22 protein-coding genes are annotated in these 19,093 nt (G+C 42.2%); all 22 read left to right on the forward strand.

What is annotated here, in order from left to right; all coding sequences use genetic code 11:
- Positions 1-38: 38 nt before the first annotated feature.
- The 22 genes from E4663_RS05850 (at position 39) to aroA (ending at position 19,062) form a co-directional block, all read left to right on the forward strand.
- Positions 39-623: a YphA family membrane protein gene (locus E4663_RS05850; protein WP_135326938.1), complete on the forward strand. Its 585-nt coding sequence runs from the start codon at positions 39-41 to the stop codon at positions 621-623.
- Entirely contained in the window at positions 620-1,489 is an 870-nt protein-coding gene (locus tag E4663_RS05855; RefSeq protein WP_079479944.1) for a YIEGIA family protein, read from the forward strand. Before E4663_RS05850 ends, E4663_RS05855 begins: the two co-directional genes overlap by 4 nt.
- A 12-nt stretch (positions 1,490-1,501) precedes the next feature.
- Positions 1,502-1,687, forward strand: a complete 186-nt coding sequence (locus E4663_RS05860; protein ID WP_079479945.1) for a capping complex subunit for YIEGIA — start codon at positions 1,502-1,504, stop codon at positions 1,685-1,687.
- Between the two features lie 178 nt (positions 1,688-1,865).
- Positions 1,866-3,176: a ribosome biogenesis GTPase Der gene (der, locus tag E4663_RS05865; RefSeq protein ID WP_079479946.1), complete on the forward strand. Its 1,311-nt coding sequence runs from the start codon at positions 1,866-1,868 to the stop codon at positions 3,174-3,176.
- 23 nt (positions 3,177-3,199) lie between these two features.
- Positions 3,200-4,240 (forward strand): NAD(P)H-dependent glycerol-3-phosphate dehydrogenase, encoded by a 1,041-nt coding sequence (locus E4663_RS05870; RefSeq protein ID WP_079479947.1) that lies wholly within the window; start codon positions 3,200-3,202, stop codon positions 4,238-4,240.
- Positions 4,241-4,301: 61 nt separating this feature from the next.
- Positions 4,302-4,559, forward strand: a complete 258-nt coding sequence (locus E4663_RS05875; protein ID WP_079479948.1) for a stage VI sporulation protein F — start codon at positions 4,302-4,304, stop codon at positions 4,557-4,559.
- Positions 4,560-4,805: 246 nt separating this feature from the next.
- Positions 4,806-5,003, forward strand: coding sequence for a DUF2768 domain-containing protein (locus tag E4663_RS05880; protein ID WP_079479949.1), 198 nt, complete (start codon positions 4,806-4,808; stop codon positions 5,001-5,003).
- A gap of 16 nt (positions 5,004-5,019) precedes the next feature.
- A complete protein-coding gene (locus E4663_RS05885; RefSeq protein ID WP_079479950.1) occupies positions 5,020-5,748 on the forward strand; it encodes a hypothetical protein in 729 nt (242 codons plus the stop codon).
- 339 nt (positions 5,749-6,087) lie between these two features.
- Positions 6,088-7,566, forward strand: a complete 1,479-nt coding sequence (spoIVA, locus tag E4663_RS05890; RefSeq protein ID WP_079479951.1) for a stage IV sporulation protein A — start codon at positions 6,088-6,090, stop codon at positions 7,564-7,566.
- Positions 7,567-8,027: 461 nt separating this feature from the next.
- Positions 8,028-8,300 (forward strand): HU family DNA-binding protein, encoded by a 273-nt coding sequence (locus E4663_RS05895; RefSeq protein ID WP_079479952.1) that lies wholly within the window; start codon positions 8,028-8,030, stop codon positions 8,298-8,300.
- A gap of 184 nt (positions 8,301-8,484) precedes the next feature.
- The gene (gene mtrB / locus E4663_RS05900; protein ID WP_079479953.1) at positions 8,485-8,712 is read left to right on the forward strand and encodes a trp RNA-binding attenuation protein MtrB; all 228 of its coding nucleotides are present in this window, start codon (positions 8,485-8,487) and stop codon (positions 8,710-8,712) included.
- Between the two features lie 81 nt (positions 8,713-8,793).
- Positions 8,794-9,594: a heptaprenyl diphosphate synthase component 1 gene (locus E4663_RS05905; RefSeq protein WP_079479954.1), complete on the forward strand. Its 801-nt coding sequence runs from the start codon at positions 8,794-8,796 to the stop codon at positions 9,592-9,594.
- A gap of 2 nt (positions 9,595-9,596) precedes the next feature.
- Positions 9,597-10,301 (forward strand): demethylmenaquinone methyltransferase, encoded by a 705-nt coding sequence (locus E4663_RS05910; protein WP_079479955.1) that lies wholly within the window; start codon positions 9,597-9,599, stop codon positions 10,299-10,301.
- A gap of 19 nt (positions 10,302-10,320) precedes the next feature.
- On the forward strand, positions 10,321-11,292 hold the full coding sequence (hepT, locus tag E4663_RS05915) for a heptaprenyl diphosphate synthase component II (RefSeq protein WP_135326939.1): 972 nt from the start codon (positions 10,321-10,323) through the stop codon (positions 11,290-11,292).
- Between the two features lie 90 nt (positions 11,293-11,382).
- Positions 11,383-11,829: a nucleoside-diphosphate kinase gene (gene ndk / locus E4663_RS05920; protein WP_135326940.1), complete on the forward strand. Its 447-nt coding sequence runs from the start codon at positions 11,383-11,385 to the stop codon at positions 11,827-11,829.
- A 191-nt stretch (positions 11,830-12,020) separates the two neighbouring features.
- Positions 12,021-12,791, forward strand: coding sequence for a CheR family methyltransferase (locus tag E4663_RS05925; RefSeq protein WP_135327577.1), 771 nt, complete (start codon positions 12,021-12,023; stop codon positions 12,789-12,791).
- A 140-nt stretch (positions 12,792-12,931) separates the two neighbouring features.
- Complete coding sequence (gene aroC / locus E4663_RS05930; RefSeq protein WP_135326941.1) at positions 12,932-14,098, forward strand: chorismate synthase; 1,167 nt, start codon at positions 12,932-12,934, stop codon at positions 14,096-14,098.
- Complete coding sequence (gene aroB / locus E4663_RS05935; protein ID WP_135326942.1) at positions 14,098-15,174, forward strand: 3-dehydroquinate synthase; 1,077 nt, start codon at positions 14,098-14,100, stop codon at positions 15,172-15,174. Before aroC ends, aroB begins: the two co-directional genes overlap by 1 nt.
- Entirely contained in the window at positions 15,174-15,536 is a 363-nt protein-coding gene (aroH, locus tag E4663_RS05940; protein WP_135326943.1) for a chorismate mutase, read from the forward strand. Before aroB ends, aroH begins: the two co-directional genes overlap by 1 nt.
- A 14-nt stretch (positions 15,537-15,550) precedes the next feature.
- Positions 15,551-16,645, forward strand: a complete 1,095-nt coding sequence (hisC, locus tag E4663_RS05945; protein ID WP_135326944.1) for a histidinol-phosphate transaminase — start codon at positions 15,551-15,553, stop codon at positions 16,643-16,645.
- Between the two features lies 1 nt (position 16,646).
- On the forward strand, positions 16,647-17,747 hold the full coding sequence (locus E4663_RS05950; RefSeq protein ID WP_135326945.1) for a prephenate dehydrogenase: 1,101 nt from the start codon (positions 16,647-16,649) through the stop codon (positions 17,745-17,747).
- Positions 17,748-17,760: 13 nt separating this feature from the next.
- On the forward strand, positions 17,761-19,062 hold the full coding sequence (aroA, locus tag E4663_RS05955) for a 3-phosphoshikimate 1-carboxyvinyltransferase (protein ID WP_135326946.1): 1,302 nt from the start codon (positions 17,761-17,763) through the stop codon (positions 19,060-19,062).
- The last annotated feature ends 31 nt before the right edge of the window (positions 19,063-19,093 follow it).

A 19,093-nucleotide genomic window follows, 5' to 3' on the forward strand; every position in this document is an offset into this window, starting at 1 on the left:
ATATTCACTTAGCCATAATAGAAAGGAGGAGTGAGAAGATGGCACCATTTTATTATTGGCTATCGTGGCTGATCGTTATTATTGCAATATTTTTTATAGAAGGGACTTCGTTAAAGCAGACACTGTTACTGTTCGCTGCTGTGGTCATGTGTTTGTATTCATTGAATGCAGAGGAGCCATTACTCCAGTTGATTCACCCAGCCGTGCTTGTGGCATTCGGAGTTCGTTTTTGGTTGATGAAAACAAAGAAATGGCTGTCGCATGTGTGGCCATTTATTTTCAGCTTAGTCTGTACATCTCTTTATCTCTTTTTAATCGTATCCCCTTTATGGATGGAGTTCCCTCTTAAGTCAATAGGTGTGTGTATTTTCTTGTTTGCTATGACTTTCTATCTGGGGAATTTATGCTGTGCTATTGGATTTTGGTTATTGTTGAACGGTTTGGGGATACTATGGACCACCATTGTTTTCTGGCAATACGAATTGGGTGCCGTATTAGATTTGAACCAAAAAATGTTGACCGTGCTTCAAGGGGTGCTGATATTGTTCGTCATTTATGGAGTACTTACGTTGAAGAAGTGGAGTTATCATTACCGGTCTAAGAAAGGGGTTGCCCATGCGTGAATGAATATACGTATCCCATACTATTTGGAATAATCGTCGGTACAGCTATTCGAGTATTTATGCTGCGAACAGATTACCGGCAGTACCCAACCTATTTACACGGAAAGATCATTCATTTGTCTTTAGGTTTCATTGCTGCTTCATTAGGGACTATAGCCATCCCTTCGATTATGGAAAAAGAATTCACTGCTGTAACGTTCTTAACATTGGCGGCATCCCAATTCAGGGAAGTGAGAAATATGGAGAGAAATACACTTTCTGAAATGGATTCCTATGAACTTGTTCCAAGAGGTAATACGTACATAGAAGGCATTGCAGTCGCCTTTGAAAGTAGGAATTACCTTGTGATTTTCACATCATTTATTGTTACTTTATGTTATTTGGCGCTAAATATATGGGTGGCGCTGGGTGCTACCATTTTGTGTTTTATCGCATGTATGATATTCATGAGTGGCTCTAAACTTTCCGATATTGTAACGGTAGAGCAATCCGATCTTACTTTTGATGGGGCGGGACTGTACGTAGATAACATCTATATCATGAACATTGGTTTACCTGAGAGACAAGAAGAGATACTGAAGTACGGCATGGGTTTTATCTTAACTCCGAAATCCTTCAGTGTCAGGTCGACGATTGCAAACCTCGGACAAAGACAGGCGATTCTGCATGATGTCTCTGTCTCGATGGGGGTTTTCCGAGATTCCGGAACGCCGGCTCTTGTACCGTTGATCAAACGCGACTTGAATGATGGACGCATTGGGGTATTCATACTTCCTCAACTTCAAGATCCAGCACGTGCGAAGGAAATCATTTCAGCGGTTCCTGTCTTAGAGAATGCCATCCAAATGCCATCAAAGAAAAGGTAGGAGTGGTTCCTTATGAAAATGGAGAAGGCGATACTAGCAGCCGTGACAACGAAAACTGATAAAGTAGCAGGTAGTGCTGCGGTGTTTACGTGTGAGACAAAAGAGGAAATGGAAGCCGTAGCAGCTAATTTAGAAGCTATTCTAGATGGAATCGCTCACGCACTAAGCGATCACCTCTATATCATTGTCAAGCATTGATTGTCTATTGTGAATAAATTTGCTAAAATAAGAAAGTTAATAGCTTCTGCTGTTCTATCAGACTTGGCTGTTGTCGATAGGAGAGCAGACTTTTTATTTCTCAGAGCTTTAAATAGCTTTTCACAATGAATGGGACATGAAATAATGAAATCAGAATAGAGGAAAGGATGATCCTTTCATGAGAAAATCAGTAGTTGCAATAGTAGGACGACCAAATGTAGGGAAATCAACAATTTTCAACCGCCTAGTAGGTGAACGTATTTCCATTGTTGAAGATACACCTGGAGTAACAAGAGATAGAATCTACTCTCAGGCCGAATGGCTGACAACAAACTTTAATATTATCGACACAGGTGGAATTGAGCTTGGCGATGAACCGCTCCTTGTCCAAATGCGTGCTCAAGCGCAAATCGCTATAGATGAAGCGGATGTCATCGTATTCATGGTAAATGGACGTGACGGTATCACTGGAGCGGATGAAGAAGTAGCTAAACTTCTATTTAAGTCTAATAAGCCCGTAGTTTTAGCCGTTAACAAAGTGGATAATCCTGAAATGAGAGAGAACATCTATGAGTTCTATTCTCTCGGCTTCGGAGAGCCCTTCCCGATCTCAGGGACACACGGTCTCGGCTTGGGGGATTTATTGGATGAGGTTGTGAACCACTTTCCGGAACTTGATCAACAAGAAGTGGACGATGAGACGATTCGCTTCAGCTTAATTGGCCGACCGAACGTAGGGAAATCCTCTCTTGTGAACAGCATTCTTGGACAAGATCGGGTCATTGCAAGCGATATTCCGGGGACAACTAGGGACGCGATTGATACCCCTCTTAAAAGAGATGACCAGGACTTCGTAATCATTGATACAGCTGGAATGCGTAAACGAGGCAAGGTTTACGAGTCAACCGAACGATATAGTATTATGAGAGCGCTGAAAGCGATCGAGCGTTCCGATGTAGTACTGACGCTCATTGATGCTGAAACAGGTATTCAGGAGCAAGATAAGAAAATAGCTGGTTACGCTCATGAGGCTGGTAAAGCGGTCATCATCGTAGTCAACAAATGGGACACGATGAAAATTGAAGAAAAAACAATGAAAGAATTCGAGGACAAAGTCCGTGACCAGTTCCGGTTCTTGGACTATGCTCCTATCGTGTTTCTTTCTGCTAAAACGAAGAAGCGTATTCAAACCTTGCTTCCAAAAGTCGTAGAAGCTAGTGAAAATCATGCTAGAAGAGTACAGACCAATGTGTTGAACGAAGTGATCATGGATGCACTTGCTATGAACCCTACTCCTTCAATCAAGGGTCAGAAGTTAAAAATCTTCTACGCTGCACAGGTTTCAGTGAAGCCACCGACATTCGTTGTCTTTGTGAATGAACCAGAACTAATGCACTTCACGTATGAAAGATTCTTAGAAAACCGAATCCGGGAAGCTTTCGGGTTTGAGGGAACACCTATCAAGATTTATGCAAGACGCCGAACTTAATCGATGGAAAGGAGACGATCTAGATGGAAGCAGTTGCTGTATTAGGAGCAGGAAGCTGGGGGACAGCTCTTTCCATTGTTCTAGCAGACAATGGGTATGACGTTCGTCTTTGGACCCACCGATCTTCTTTAGCGGACGAAATCAATAACAAACGAACGAACGAAAAATACCTCTCAGGAATCACGATCCCTGAGAATATCCAGGCGGAAACAGACCTTGAAAGCGTAGTAAAAGATGTTCGTCACGTAGTTCTTGTAGTGCCGACGAAAGCTATTAGAGAGGTATGTCACGAGCTGAATGGTGTATTAGATCAGACTGTAACGATCACGCACGCCGCAAAAGGCATAGAACCAGAGACTTATAAACGTGTTTCTGAAATGATTCGAGAAGAATTAAAGGCTGAATTGTATGATGATGTTGTTGTTCTTTCAGGGCCAAGTCATGCTGAAGAAGTGAGTCTCCGTCAGCCGACTACTGTTACGGTTTCTTCTGAACAGTTAGAAAAAGCTGAAGCAGTACAAGATCTGTTCATCAATCGCCAGTTCAGGGTCTATACATCTCCGGATGTAGTTGGTGTTGAACTTGGAGGGGCATTGAAGAACATCATTGCTCTCGGAGCAGGGATTTCGGATGGTCTAGGTTATGGTGACAATGCAAAAGCCGCTCTTATTACCAGGGGGCTTGCTGAAATAGCGCGCTTAGGTACATCTATGGGGGCTAACCCTTTAACTTTCTCTGGATTGACAGGAATCGGAGATTTAATTGTTACATGCACCAGTTCGCACAGTCGGAACTGGAGAGCAGGCTACAAACTCGGCCAAGGCCATAAATTAGAAGATGTCTTGGAGCAAATGGGAATGGTTGTCGAAGGTGTCAGAACAACGAAAGCAGCCTATCAGCTTTCCAATACTCAAAATGTCGAGATGCCTATTACGAAAGGCATATACAAGATTTTATTTGATCAAGAAGATCCAAGAGACGTTGTCGATCAACTTATGACCAGAATTAGAAGGCATGAGATGGAGGATCTGACAAATATCTTGGATGAACAAAGGAACGACTGACACATCTCGAGCCTCGTGCATATACTATCCAGAACCCAACGCACGAGGAGGTCAATGATTCATGAGTGATTTTCAAAAAGGTATATTCGATCATCTGAAGAAGAAAGCGAATATCGACGCCGAAGAAGTGTTTCAAGTCGCGAATTCAGTTCAAAGTGCTGACTTCACGGATGAGAAGACCGTACGGAAGCTGATTCGTCAACTTTCTAAAGTAGCAAACAAACCTGTTTCGAAGCAGAAGGAAGACAGAATGGTGGATGCAATCATTAACCAGAACATGCCGTTAGACATGAACACTCTCGGAAAGTTTTTAAAGTAATTCATAAATACTGGGCTCCTGTTGAGGCAGTCCTTTGAAAAAAAGCATAGAATAACTCGCAGCAATCATTACACATGAGCTGAACGGGGATTATTTAGTCAGCCGGGACATAGAGATATGTTCCGGTTTATTTTTGTGAGAAATCCTCCGACCTGATTCGACCATGATCCAAGGCTCCTTACGCAGTAAGACCGATTTGTGGTATAATGTCAGGAGTAAATTTGTGGTTGAAGAGGGGGAAAGATGATGTCTGAATCTATGCTGAAGATGTATATCTCGTTTGGAGGCATCATTTCATTATTTTTAGCTGTAGGACTTATATACTTAAGTCGTCATAAGCTTACGGGCGTCTTATCTGGAATCGTGGCTTTTTTTGCTTACGCTTTCATGATAGTGGGAGGCCTTATCATTTTCTATATCGTTTTAAGTGGACCGACAGCATGACGAAGGAGGAGACATCATGAGATGGGTGAAGCTTTCTAGCTTAATCTTAATACTATTTTTCTTATCAGGGTGCCTCTATCCAAATGCGGAACTTGAGAAGAATCAAATACCTAACCAAATTCAGTTGGAAACCGTTCAGAATGCGGTAGATCAATTCCAAGAAAAGCAGAACGGCTTATTGCCGATTAAGACAAAACCGCAGGATACACCGATTTTCCAAAAATATCAGTTGGATTTTAGTAAATTGCAGCAGCAAGCCTTAATGGGAGAGTTGCCAGGTACATCATTCGAAAATGGCGGATACTATCAATATGTCATTATTCATCCTGAAACAGACCCGACTGTCAAGGTCTTGGATCTGCGCACGACGGAGACGTTGAGGTCTTTACAGGTCAAAGTGACATTCTATCAGGATGAGCATCAATTCCCTCCTTTCGGCGATCAAATCGCAAAAGGTGTGTACGAGCTGGATTATGAAGAATTGGGCTTGCAAGAAGAACCTTTTATTGACAGTCCATATTCTGATAAAATGCTTCCGGTTTACTTGAATGCACAAGGCGAAGTACTTATCGATTACAGAAAAGACTTATATGCATACTTAAACGAACAGGATCATCAGTATCAGCCTGGGCAGGATATTCGTTACCTTCTGACGGATCATGCTCCGTTTGTGCCTGGATATTCTGAAGAATACACCGTTGAAAATGGAGAGCCTATCTTCATGAGTGAATATCAAGCATCCTAGAACGTACCCCCTTCCACTAAGGAAGGGGGTTTTTTAGTTTGAAGAATTAGTCTAACTCTCGCAAGGATCTCAGCATTCTTCTATCTTATTCTTTATCACCACCATACGATGGAACCCCGCTGCTATATTAACTGTTGATTGAGGAACAGGACTTAAGCAGCTTCTCTAAAGCAGAAATAATTTTAGGTGGTATGAAATTGCAGATTGTTAGATACATATAGAGAAGGAAGAGGAGCCTGGGCATTTTTATCGTTTCTGTCATATTTCAATAGGACAACATCATAGACTTAGATTGTCTAGGCTTGTATGTTGGTGAAATATTATTTGGGAGGGGATCCTTTGGAAAAGGTAGATATCTTTAGTGATATTTCCAAACGGACGAATGGAGATATTTATTTAGGCGTGGTGGGGGCAGTACGTACTGGTAAGTCTACATTCATCAAGAAATTTATGGAGCTCGTCGTCTTGCCGAACATGGAAGAAGAATCGGAAAGAGAACGTGCGATGGATGAGCTTCCTCAAAGCGCAGCAGGAAAGCAAATCATGACAACGGAACCAAAGTTTGTTCCTAATCAAGCAGCTACCATTAATTTAGATGATCATTTAGATATCCGAGTACGAATGGTGGATTGTGTAGGCTACGCAGTAAAAGGAGCAGTAGGGTATGAGGATGAGCATGGTCCTCGTATGATTCATACACCTTGGTATGAAGAAGCTATTCCTTTTCATGAAGCGGCTGAAATAGGGACCCAAAAAGTCATACAAGAACATTCTACAATCGGTATAGTTGTAACTACGGACGGTACCATCGGAGAGATTGCACGTGGGGACTATGTAGAGGCAGAAGAGAAAGTTGTAGAAGAGCTGCGCGAGGTAGGTAAGCCATTTATCATGGTAATCAACTCAGCTCAGCCACATCATGACAATACAGAAAGACTGCGCCGGGAGCTCGCAGAGAAATATGATATTCCAGTACTTGCTCTCTCCGTAGAAAGTATGCGTGAAAAAGATGTTCAAAGCGTACTAAGAGAGGCATTGTTCGAATTCCCTGTTCTTGAAGTGAATGTGAATCTACCTAGCTGGGTGATGGTTCTCGATTCTAGACATTGGCTCAGGAACAATTTGCAAGTAGCTATAGAAGAAACAGTTAAAGATATCAAACGTTTGAGAGATGTTGATCGAGTGATTGGGAACTTTGATCAATATGAGCATATAACTGGGGCACATATCTCTGGAATGGATCTGGGCGAAGGTATAGCTGAAATTGATCTTCGCGCTCCTGAACAGCTGTATGACCAAGTGTTGAAAGAAATTGTGGGTGAGGAAATCAGGGGTAAAGACCATTTACTTGAGATTATGCAAGACTTCTCTCATGCGAAGAGAGAGTACGACCAAGTTGCGGATGCCTTGCAGATGGTGAAACAAACCGGTTACGGGATTGCTGCTCCAAGTTTAGAGGAGATGGCATTAGATGAACCAGAAATCATTCGTCAAGGATCTAGGTTCGGTGTCAGATTAAGAGCGGTGGCTCCTTCTATTCATATGGTGAAAGTAGATGTCCAGTCGGAATTCTCCCCAATTATCGGAACAGAGAAACAGAGCGAAGAATTGGTGAGATATCTAATGCAGGACTTCGAAGAGGATCCACTGTCTATCTGGAACTCTGACATCTTTGGGCGTTCCTTAAGTTCCATTGTAAGAGAAGGCATTCAAGCGAAGCTCGCATTAATGCCTGAGAATGCAAGATACAAATTACAAGAAACACTTGAGCGAATTATTAATGAAGGCTCAGGTGGAATGATTGCAATTATATTATAACGGCTCCTTATGAGCCGTTATTATTTTTTTGTTTTTTTAGATGACGTAATATCTTTTTTGAGTTGTGAAACATAGATGAATTTCCCTGAAAACAAAGCTGAACTCCTTTGAAATCGCCTAAAACAATAACTTTTCATAAAAAAATTTCATTAAAAATAAAGGGTTTATGAATCAAACTGTCGTATATTACGTTAAAGAATAAAAGTTTCTCTCAAAAGCCTTTCATATCAAGGGTTTTGGCTGCTTGCCCTGGGAAAATAATTATGGTACTCTACTTATGAACTGAGGTGGTATTCACCTTTGAAATCGCATTGTAACGCGATTTTTAAAGGATTCTCTATTGAATTTCCTCAGAAACTCGTTTAATATAAGGCTTGTCATCCAATGATGGCTACTAATTAAGCATTTGAAGTAGGTAATTACCTGCTTGAAATTAACCCTCTCGGGAGGAGGTGAATATCATGAACAAAACAGATCTTATCAATGCAGTATCTGAAAAAGCAGATCTTTCTAAGAAAGATGCAACAACAGCGGTTGATTCTGTATTCGAATCAATCATGGATTCACTAAAAGATGGTGAGAAAGTTCAGCTAATCGGCTTCGGTAACTTTGAAGTGCGTGAGCGTGCGGCTCGTAAAGGTCGTAACCCACAAACAGGTGAAGAGATCGAAATCTCTGCAAGCAAAGTTCCAGCTTTCAAACCAGGTAAAGCCCTTAAAGATGCAGTTAAATAATAGCTACATAGGGCTAGAGAAAAAAGGGTGCGCATTGCACCCTTTTTTCTTTTCGTATAAACAATTATAATTTTGGGGAAGGATGGAGAGTAGGACTTATCGTTCTATACTTACTAAATTCCATCCATAGGCTTTGACAATCCCTATATACTTAGAGATAGTAGTACAAAAGGAGGTTAGACTGATGAGTTCAAATAACAACGATTTCTTCGTCATCAAGGCGATGGAGGATGGTGTCAATGTTATTGGTTTAACAAGAGGAACAGATACTCGTTTTCACCACTCTGAGAAACTAGACCGTGGAGAGGTGATGATCGCCCAATTCACCGAACATACTTCGGCCGTTAAAGTTCGCGGCAAAGCTGTGATCCAGACAAGTCATGGTGAGATGACGAACGAATCCGATGACTAAGCTTTGCATCAAGCCGCATCGGAAGCGTATCCATTCCTGAATGTGATATACTAAGTGTGGCAAGTGATTAGGAAGGACAAGGTGATCGAGTTGAACTCTACTGATAATCAAATCAAACAACTTAAAGAAAAAATCGTATCAAAAATTCGCCATCCTTTTTTGGTCAAGTTCATTCAAGAACCAGTAATCGATGAGGATAAACTCGTGTTGCTGTCTTCCATCATGGACCACACAAGGCTAACCGCTGTAAAAAAGGAGCAATACATTGTAACAACCATGCTCGTTCAAATTGCTCTCGATACTCATGACCTTGTCACTTTGACTGATGAAGAGGATGATCGCGAAACCGTCCGAAACCGTCAACTGACCGTTCTTGCCGGGGATTATTATAGCGGTCTTTATTATTACTTATTGTCAGAACTTGATGATATTCCAATGATTCACACTTTGGCTGGTGCAATCAAGGAAATCAACGAACTGAAAATGGAACTTTACTATAAAGACGTGGAGTCATTTCAGGAATTTCTGAACGGTTTGAAGAAAGTAGAGTCATTACTTATCCAGCGAGTTGCCTCATATGTGCAGAAGTCAGCTATAAATGATATGGCTGGCGATTGGCTGCTTGCTAAGAAACTAATGGTGGAAAAACGAAGCTACTTAGAAGGAAAGTTCTCACCACTTATAGATGTGCTGATGAATCGCCAGGGGGCTCATGGTAGTGGACAGGTAATCAATAACATAGAGCGAATGCTGCAGAACCATTTGATTCGACTGGAAACATCTGTATCGCAGCTACCAATTCACTTCAATTGGCTGAAATCTTATATGCATTCAAGCATCCATCATCAATTCAATCAGACACAGATTGCGGAAGAAGGGTGAATATGGAGCCACAAACTAAAGAACAGCGTGTCCATCACGTGTTTGAAAAAATCTATAATCAATATGACTCGATGAATTCGATCATTTCATTTCAACAGCATAAGCTATGGCGCAGGGATGTCATGAAGCGTATGGCAGTCTCCCGTGGAGATCAAGTGCTTGATGTTTGTTGCGGAACAGGAGATTGGACTATGTCTCTTGCTGATGCCGTAGGACCTGAGGGGAAAGTCATCGGACTTGATTTCAGTGTCAATATGCTCTCCGTTGGTATCAAGAAGAAGCTACAGAAGAAATGGAACCATGTGGAATTTGAACATGGGAACGCGATGGAGCTTCCCTATGAGGATAACCATTTCGATTTTGTGACGATCGGGTTCGGACTTAGAAACGTTCCGGATTACCAACAGGTACTCAATGAGATGTACCGTGTAGTAAAGCCTGGAGGGAAGGTGGTTTGCTTAGAGACATCGCAACCTACAAATCCATTCTTCAAGTCCATTTACTACTTCTACTTCGGTAATGTGATGCCGCTGTTCGGTAAGGTCTTTGCTAAAAGTTATCAAGAATACAGTTGGTTACATGAATCGGCGAAAGATTTTCCCGACCAAAAACAGTTAGCCTCTATGTTCGAGAAAGCAGGCTTCCGAACTGTTGTAGTGAAACCTTATACAGGCGGCGTTGCTGCAATGCACATGGGAGAAAAGTAAGAATGAAGGATGAAGTTTCATGAAATTAGCTATGATATATTCTTTTCTCAAAAATGATCTGGCGGTCATTGAAGAGGCAGTCAACGAAACAATTCAATCCGATAATCCAGTATTAAGAGAAGCATCTAGTCAACTATTACAAGCGGGCGGAAAAAGAATCCGGCCTGTTTTTGTGCTTTTGGCAGGGAAATTCGGAACCTATGATATCGAACGGATGAAGGCGGTTGCGGTATCTCTTGAACTCATACATACAGCTTCGCTGGTGCACGATGATGTAATCGATGAAGCAGAGTTAAGAAGAGGAGAACCGACTATTAAGTCAAGATGGGATAATCGGATTGCGATGTACACTGGAGACTATATTTTCGCTAGATCTCTAGAGAATTTATCTATGCTTGAAAACCCAAGAGCTCATAAGACGTTAGCTAAGACGATGGTAGAGTTATGCCTTGGTGAAATCGAGCAGATAAAAGACAAGTTCGATACGGACCAGAACTTAAGATCTTACTTAAGACGGATCAAGCGGAAAACAGCTTTGCTTATTGCAGCAAGCTGCAAGCTTGGTGCGGTTGCATCTGATGCCAAACCTTCCTATGAGAAGGCTCTATGGGATTATGGATATTATGTAGGGATGTCTTATCAAATTATAGACGATGTGTTAGACTTCACAGCTTCTGAGAAAGAACTAGGCAAACCTGCGGGGAGTGACTTATTGCAGGGGAATATTACGCTGCCTGTGTTGTATTCCATGGAGGATAACGCTTTCAAACAAAAGTTAGATCGACTGTTTGAAGAAAAGGAATCGCTCACCCATGATAAAATTAAACCCTTAATTGAAACGATCAAAACGAACGGCTCCATCGAGCGTTCTTTAGAACTCAGTGACCGATACCTTCAGAAAGCGTATGAATCGCTGAACCAGCTACCAACAGGAAGAGCCAAACAGACACTGAAAGGGATTGCAAAGTATATCGGTAAAAGAAGAGCCTAACCCTATTGCCTTCCATAGCAATATTTGTTAGACTTTTCTTGGCACTTATTAAAAGCGCTTTCACATTATACATAAAATGAGGTGTAGAACATGGAAAAGACTTTTTTAATGGTTAAACCTGATGGTGTTCAACGGAATTTAGTAGGAGAGATCGTTGCACGTTTCGAAAGAAAAGGATTCAAGTTAGCTGGTGCTAAGCTTATGGTAATTCCGAATGCTCTAGCTGAAAAACATTATGGAGAGCATAAAGATAAACCTTTCTTCGGGGAGCTCGTTGACTTCATTACATCTGGACCAGTATTCGCTATGGTGTGGGAAGGGGAAGAAGTCATTGCTACAGCTCGTCAAATGATGGGTGCTACTAAGCCTCAAGAGGCGGCTCCTGGAACTATTCGAGGCGATTTCGGTGTTACAGTTGGAAAAAATGTCATTCATGGATCAGATTCACCTGAAAGTGCGGAGAGAGAGATCAACCTCTTTTTCAATCAAGATGAAATTGCCGATTATCAAAAAGAAAGTCTGGCATGGGTATATTAATAAGGGTCATGCAAAGCCGTCTCTAGACAGACGGCTTTTTTCTATTTTCTACGCTATATTCTAAGATCTAATACTTGTGTCGATTGTTGTCTCTTTATCATGAATATTGCGCCTTTTATGTTTACAATCGATTTGTCATACAGTACGCTTAGAGGTAATAGATGAGAAGGAGCTCTTGGAAGATGACGCAGATACAAGAATACGCAGAATTTGTGAAAAGAGTACATAAAAAAACAGGCATTGATCTATCTTTATATAAAGAAGCTCAAATGAAGCGTAGATTAACGTCTTTGAGAGACCGAAGAGGGTATCAGACTTTTTCAAGCTATTTTGAAGCGATTTCTTCTGATACAAGTCTTTTTGATGAATTGCTAGATCGAATGACTATTAATGTATCTGAGTTTTATCGGAATAGGCAACGCTTTGACATATTGGAGAATAAAGTGATTCCACACCTTTTACAAGGAAAGAAGCGGATCAAAGTGTGGAGTGCAGCATGTTCAACTGGTGAAGAACCTTATACACTTGCTATGATTTTAAGTCAGTTCCTACCGTTGAGTCAGATCGAAATCATGGCATCAGATATTGATGAGAATGCTATGGAGCGAGCACGAAAAGGCATCTATCCGGAGCGCTCGCTCAAAGAAGTCCCCGCCCATATTAAACAAAAGTTTTTCAGGAGAGAAGGGGCCTTCTATCATGTCAGTTCAGAGATAAAACGCTGTGTCACATTCAAGAAACACAATTTACTTGCAGATGAATATGAACAAGGCTGTGATTTGGTTGTGTGTCGGAATGTGATGATCTATTTCACAGAAGAAGCTAAGAACACCATTTATCAAAAATTCAGTCGTTCATTAAATCGTGGAGGTATATTCTTTGTAGGAAGTACAGAACAAATCTTCTCCCCGAATAAGTTTCAATTTGAAGTATTTGATACGTTTTTTTACCAAAAAGGGTAAGAATAAAGAAGTCGGAAGCGCTTTCCGGCTTCTTTTTATAAAAATTTGAATATTTGAAGAACACAAACATACAAGCTTATGATATAGTAATACGTAAAATTTATTGCTGAATCATTCAGACTATTGGAGGGAACGTCAAGATGCGCTACTTAACCGCTGGAGAATCTCACGGGAAACAACTGACGACAATTATCGAAGGAGTGCCTTCGCACTTACCTTTATTGAGAGAACAGATAGATGAATCCTTAATTCGTAGACAAGGGGGATATGGTCGCGGAAAACGTATGCAGATCGAGAAAGACTTGGTGGAAGTTGTAAGTGGTGTACGTCATGGATACACTCTAGGTTCTCCTATTACGCTTGTTGTACATAATGATGACTTCAAGCATTGGACAGATATTATGGGGGAAGATCCGATTGCTGAAGACACGAAATTGAGACGTGTTGTTACAAAGCCTAGACCGGGTCATGCTGATTTGAATGGTGGTATGAAATATGGTCACCGCGATATGCGAAACGTACTGGAACGGTCCTCTGCGAGGGAAACAGCAGCTCGAGTGGCAGCAGGTGCTGTAGCGAAAGTATTACTGAAAGAGCTTGGCATTGAAGTAGCTGGCTATGTACGAGAGATTGCCGGTATTGTAAGTGATGTAGATGAATCACTGTCTTTACAAGAACGTCGAGATATATCTGAGGCTTCACCTGTTAGAACTTTTGACGAGGATGCTGCAGAACAGATGATGGAAGCGATTGATACAGCTAAGAAAGAAGGAGACTCGATCGGAGGAGTCTGTGAAGTATATGTAGAAGGTATGCCAGCTGGACTTGGTTCTTATGTCCAATATGACAAAAAGCTAGATGCCAAGATTGCCATGAGTGTGATGAGTATCAATGCGTTCAAAGGAGTGGAATTCGGAATCGGATTTGAAGCTGCCAGAAGGAATGGTAGTGAAGTCCACGATGAGATCCTATGGAGTGAGGAACGTGGATATTACCGTAAAACAAATCGTCTCGGAGGTTTTGAAGGAGGCATGACAACAGGTATGCCGATTGTAGTAAAAGGTGTAATGAAGCCAATCCCTACACTTTATAAACCGCTGCAAAGTGTGGACATTGAATCGAAGGAGACGTTTTCTGCGAGTATTGAACGTTCGGACTCCTGTGCAGTACCTGCTGCATCCGTCGTTATGGAGCATGTCGTTGCATTTGAACTGGCGAAGGCGATAACGGAAGAGTTCCCAGCTGACTACTTCCCAAGATTGAAGCGTGCGGTCGATGACTACAGAAAAGAAGTGCAAGCTTTTTAATGTCACGACTCACTATTCAGGCAAACTCTCATTCATATGATGTCGTGATAGAAGCTGGAATCCGGCATCATCTGAACCAGTGGGTACCTGATAATTACAAAGAGATCTTAGTCATTACCGATCAAGAAGTAGCATCGCACTATTTAGATGATGTCATCACCAGTTTACAAGGACGCTCTGTCCACACTCATGTTGTCCCTTCAGGCGAAGCATCTAAAAGCATGTCTCAGTACCAGGTGTTGCTGGATAAGTGCATAGAAGTAAACCTTGATCGTAAATCTCTGATTATCGCTCTCGGTGGAGGAATGGTTGGGGATTTAGCAGGCTTTACAGCTTCTACCTACTTAAGAGGCATTGATTTCATCCAAATGCCTACGACGATACTCTCGCATGATAGTAGTGTAGGAGGAAAGGTAGGAATCAATCACCCACGCGGTAAGAACCTGATCGGTAGTTTCTTCAATCCTGTCGGTGTGCTTTATGATGTGGAGACACTTCATTCTCTGCCATCTAAGGAAATTCGATCTGGATACGGGGAAGTCATCAAGCATGCACTCCTTAGCGACCGTTCCTGGTTGGAGGATTTACTTGAGACGTCCTTTGATAATGTCAGAAATGCACGGTTGATTCATGATTTAGAAAAAGGAATCCAAGTTAAAGCTGGAATTGTCGAAAAAGATGAGCGTGAGCAGGGAATCAGAAAGTTTTTGAATTTAGGTCATACACTCGCACATGCAATAGAAGCGGAACTTGGATATGGGAAGATTACTCATGGGGAAGCAGTTGCGATTGGAATATTGTTCTCATTGCAGCTTAGTGAACGGAAAGCCGGCGCAACCAGGTTACCAGTAGGAAGTTATGTGAACTGGATGGAACGCAGTGGTTATCCGATTCATTCTATCCAGACACTTCAGCCCGTTGAATTGCTAAAGAGAATGAAAGTTGATAAAAAAACCGTCGATCACCGGGTGCACATGGTATTACTTAAGGGAATTGGTGAACCATGTGTTGTTCCGGTAGGGGATGAAGAGATGCTTGCAGAACTGGAACGTTTTTTGAATGAGGTGATTCAGTGATGATAAGAGGAGTAAGAGGTGCAACGACAGTAGAACGAAATGAAGCTGAGGAAATCGTGCTGAAATCGAAAGAATTAATGGAAGATCTCGTAACGAAGAACAAGATCCTGCCCGAGCAAGTCGCTTCCGTATATTTCTCTGTAACAGAGGATTTGGACGCAACTTTCCCGGCAAAGTGTCTCAGACAGTTGCAAGGATGGACACATGTCCCTGTAATGTGTATGAAGGAAATACCAGTCCCGGGGAGCCTGCCGTTGTGCATTCGTGTTATGGTTACAGTAGAGACAGATATACCACAGGATGCCATTCATCATATTTATCATCATCAAGCTAAACAATTACGTCCAGATTTGAAGAAATAGAGAGGGGAATCGTAATGAAGGCAAAAGAGATCTTGAAAACAATGAAGCCCTATAAACCAGGTAAAGGTATAGAAGGAGTGAAAAAAGAGTATGGTTTGGATCGAATCGTCAAGTTGGCTTCGAACGAGAACCCTTATGGTTTTTCTCCAAAGGTTCAAGAAGAGTTGCCTTCTCTTATTCAGAAGCTTGAAATATACCCTGATGGTTATGCTGCTGCTATCAGGAACAAGGTGGCGCAGTTCATTGATGTGAGCGAGGAGCAGTTGATTTTTGGGAACGGTTCTGATGAGGTCGTGCAAATCATCTGTCGCACCTTCCTTGAACCTGGTGCTAATACTGTAATGGCAACTCCTACATTCCCGCAATATCGTCACAATGCTTTGATTGAAGGGGCTGAGGTTCGAGAAGTACCCTTGGTGGACGGTCACCACGACCTCGATGAGATGGTCAATCAAGTGGATGACAAAACGCGAGTACTATGGATCTGTACACCCAACAACCCAACTGGAGTCCATATAGACAAAGCCAGTCTTCGGTCTGTTCTAGACCGGTGCCCAGACCATGTCCTTGTCGTCATTGATGAGGCTTACTATGAATATCTAGAAGCAGAAGATGCCTTTGATGCTCTGGGGGCGTTAGAAGAACATCCTAATCTAGTAGTACTAAGAACGTTCTCTAAAGCTTACGGTCTTGCAGGACTCAGAATAGGTTATGGCGTTGCTCATCCGGATGTTATCAATCTATTGGAGCCTGCACGCGAGCCTTTCAATACGTCTACAGTAGCTCAAGCAGCTGCGATAATCGCTCTAGATGATCAATCATTCATTCATGAATCTGTACAGAAGAATAAGGAAAATAAGGAACAACTGATGAAGTTCTTTGATGAAAATGGCATTTCATACTATGACACGCAAGCGAATTTCGTTCTCGTTCACTTGCCAATCAGTGGTGATGAGATGTTTGAACACTTGCTTACGAAAGGGTTTATCGTTCGTTCCGGTGAAGCTCTAGGACTCCCGAATACGATTCGACTGACAATAGGTAAGGAAGAGGATATGAAAGTCATCCAGGAGGAAATGAAAGACAGAATCGTTTCAGGAGTGAACTAATATGGCCGAGAAAGTGCTTATTATAGGGCTTGGCTTGATTGGAGGCTCATTAGCCATGAATGTTTCGAAGAAAGAGGGACATTTGGTCATTGGCCTTGATCAGGATGAAAAAACATTAAACATGGCGTTGAAACAGGGAGTGATACACCAGGCCGCAAAGGACTTTGAAGAAGCGGTGAAAGAAGCGGATATATGTGTGCTCGCTACTCCGATATCGGTAACAATCGAATACCTGCATGCCTTGCAGAAGATAGAGTTAGACAAACCTCTGTTAGTTACGGATGTTTCATCTGTGAAGAAACGTGTGCTTGAAGCGGCGGATCAATGGAAGCACCCCATGCTGTCTTTTGTAGGGGGACATCCAATGGCTGGGTCTCATAAGCAAGGTTACCCAGCAGCAAAGCCGCATTTATTTGAAAATGCGATATATGTTCTGACACCATCTGTTCATGCAAATGGGGAAGAAGCAAATCGTTTGAAAGAGCTTTTCTCAGAAACCGGGGCACGCTTTCTAACCTTTACGACAAGGGAACATGATGAGATGACTGCTGTCATCTCCCATTTCCCTCACTTGATTGCGTCATCTCTTGTTCATCAAGCAAAGGGTTGGCAGGATACACATCCGTCCATTGAGCACTTAGCTGCGGGTGGTTTCAAAGATATTACTCGAATTGCCTCAAGCAATCCACGGTTATGGCAAGACATCTTCTTTCAAAATCGAGAGCTGCTATTGTCGATGTTGGATGATTGGATTTCTGAGATGGAGAAAGTGCGAGGATTCCTATCGGAAAAAGATTCCGAAGGGACTTTGAAATACTTAACGGATGCTAAACATTATCGTGACGGCCTTCCTGTGAAAGAAAGAGGGGCAATACCTGCATTTTATGACTTGTATGTAGATATCCACGATAAGCCGGGTGCTATCTATCAAGTGATCGGGCAATTAGCAGCAGCAGATATCAGTATAAAGAACATTGAGATACTAGAGATCCGTGAAGGGATTACAGGCGTACTGCGTATTAGTTTCGCTTCTAGCGAAGATCAAGTGCAAAGCAAAGCCCTGCTCGAGAAAAATTCTTTTGAAGTCATGCTTCAACAGTGAGGAGAGATATTCGATGTCCGAGATAGAACTACAACCAGCAATAACCGGACTTTCCGGAGAATTAGAAGTACCAGGAGACAAATCCATCTCACATCGTGCCGTCATTTTTTCTTCTTTGTCCGAGGGAACCTCCACTATAGATAACTTCTTAACTGGAGAAGACTGTTTTCGCACGGTAGAGGCTTTTCGGCAGATGGGAGTCAAGATCGATGAGGATGGGAGCAGGATAACCGTTCATGGTAAAGGGGTCCAGGCGCTGACAGCTCCGACTCAGCCTATTTATTTCGGGAACTCAGGAACGACGGCTCGTTTGCTGAGTGGTGTTTTAGCGGCACTTCCTTTCTTTACGACGGCCTACGGGGATGCATCGTTATCAAAAAGACCGATGGATCGTGTCGTAGTTCCATTGAAAGAAATGGGAGCAGTTATTGATGGTAGAGAATCAGCTTCTCTTCTTCCCATTGCTTTTTCACAAGCAACACTAACCGGGGTGCGTCACGAGTTGACGGTACGGAGTGCTCAAGTGAAATCCGCGTTACTTTTAGCAGGACTATTGTCAAATGGAAAGACAACGGTAGTCGAAAAGGGAGTAACAAGAGACCATACAGAGAAACTACTTCCTCAATACGGTGTCGAGCTTTCGGTGAGCGGAAGTGACATAACGATTGAAGGTGGGCAGCATTTAACCGCCTCCGACCTTAAAGTACCTGGTGACATTTCATCTGCTGCCTTCTTTATGGTAGCGGCAGCAATCACACCAAACAGTCAGATCACGATTAAGAATGTAGGATTGAACGAAACAAGGAACGGTATCGTTACAGCGCTTCTGAAAATGGGAGCAGAACTCACGAGTACAGTTCACACCTATATTGGAGAAGAACCGGTTGGCGATGTCACAGTTGCTTCTAGTTCTCTTCATGGCATCACATTAGAAGGCGAAATGATTCCGAACATAATAGATGAAATTCCTATTCTAGCTCTTGCAGCTACTCAGGCTGAGGGAACCACTGTCATTAAGGATGCTAAGGAGCTTCGTGTGAAGGAAACAGATAGAATCGATGCTGTCGTTCGTAATTTGAGGAAAATGGGTGCAGAAATAGAAGCGCGTGAAGATGGAATGGTGATTCAAGGGAGACAAACTCTTCGTGGAAATGTGTTGGATTCCTTTGGAGATCACAGAATAGGAATGATGGGAGCGATTGCTTCACTTATTTCCGATGGGAAGGTCGTCATAACGGATAAAGATTGTATTAATATTTCTTATCCACCGTTTTTTAAGCACTTGGAATCACTGCAAAAGAAGAAAACTTCATAGTTTTAGCTGAGCTCTCATACGATATAAAAAG

The sequence above is a fragment of the Halobacillus salinus genome (assembly GCF_004684905.1).
Lineage (GTDB): Bacteria > Bacillota > Bacilli > Bacillales > Halobacillaceae > Halobacillus > Halobacillus salinus.

What these genes read in the sequence shown, in the direction of transcription:
- E4663_RS05850 (WP_135326938.1), top strand. Translation starts at nt 39, where the DNA reads ATGGCACCATTTTATTATTGGCTATCGTGGCTGATCGTTATTATTGCA.
- E4663_RS05860 (WP_079479945.1), top strand. Translation starts at nt 1,502, where the DNA reads ATGAAAATGGAGAAGGCGATACTAGCAGCCGTGACAACGAAAACTGAT.
- der (WP_079479946.1), top strand. Translation starts at nt 1,866, where the DNA reads ATGAGAAAATCAGTAGTTGCAATAGTAGGACGACCAAATGTAGGGAAA.
- E4663_RS05870 (WP_079479947.1), top strand. Translation starts at nt 3,200, where the DNA reads ATGGAAGCAGTTGCTGTATTAGGAGCAGGAAGCTGGGGGACAGCTCTT.
- E4663_RS05875 (WP_079479948.1), top strand. Translation starts at nt 4,302, where the DNA reads ATGAGTGATTTTCAAAAAGGTATATTCGATCATCTGAAGAAGAAAGCG.
- E4663_RS05880 (WP_079479949.1), top strand. Translation starts at nt 4,806, where the DNA reads ATGTCTGAATCTATGCTGAAGATGTATATCTCGTTTGGAGGCATCATT.
- E4663_RS05885 (WP_079479950.1), top strand. Translation starts at nt 5,020, where the DNA reads ATGAGATGGGTGAAGCTTTCTAGCTTAATCTTAATACTATTTTTCTTA.
- E4663_RS05895 (WP_079479952.1), top strand. Translation starts at nt 8,028, where the DNA reads ATGAACAAAACAGATCTTATCAATGCAGTATCTGAAAAAGCAGATCTT.
- mtrB (WP_079479953.1), top strand. Translation starts at nt 8,485, where the DNA reads ATGAGTTCAAATAACAACGATTTCTTCGTCATCAAGGCGATGGAGGAT.
- E4663_RS05910 (WP_079479955.1), top strand. Translation starts at nt 9,597, where the DNA reads ATGGAGCCACAAACTAAAGAACAGCGTGTCCATCACGTGTTTGAAAAA.
- hepT (WP_135326939.1), top strand. Translation starts at nt 10,321, where the DNA reads ATGAAATTAGCTATGATATATTCTTTTCTCAAAAATGATCTGGCGGTC.
- ndk (WP_135326940.1), top strand. Translation starts at nt 11,383, where the DNA reads ATGGAAAAGACTTTTTTAATGGTTAAACCTGATGGTGTTCAACGGAAT.
- aroC (WP_135326941.1), top strand. Translation starts at nt 12,932, where the DNA reads ATGCGCTACTTAACCGCTGGAGAATCTCACGGGAAACAACTGACGACA.
- aroB (WP_135326942.1), top strand. Translation starts at nt 14,098, where the DNA reads ATGTCACGACTCACTATTCAGGCAAACTCTCATTCATATGATGTCGTG.
- aroH (WP_135326943.1), top strand. Translation starts at nt 15,174, where the DNA reads ATGATAAGAGGAGTAAGAGGTGCAACGACAGTAGAACGAAATGAAGCT.
- hisC (WP_135326944.1), top strand. Translation starts at nt 15,551, where the DNA reads ATGAAGGCAAAAGAGATCTTGAAAACAATGAAGCCCTATAAACCAGGT.
- E4663_RS05950 (WP_135326945.1), top strand. Translation starts at nt 16,647, where the DNA reads ATGGCCGAGAAAGTGCTTATTATAGGGCTTGGCTTGATTGGAGGCTCA.
- aroA (WP_135326946.1), top strand. Translation starts at nt 17,761, where the DNA reads ATGTCCGAGATAGAACTACAACCAGCAATAACCGGACTTTCCGGAGAA.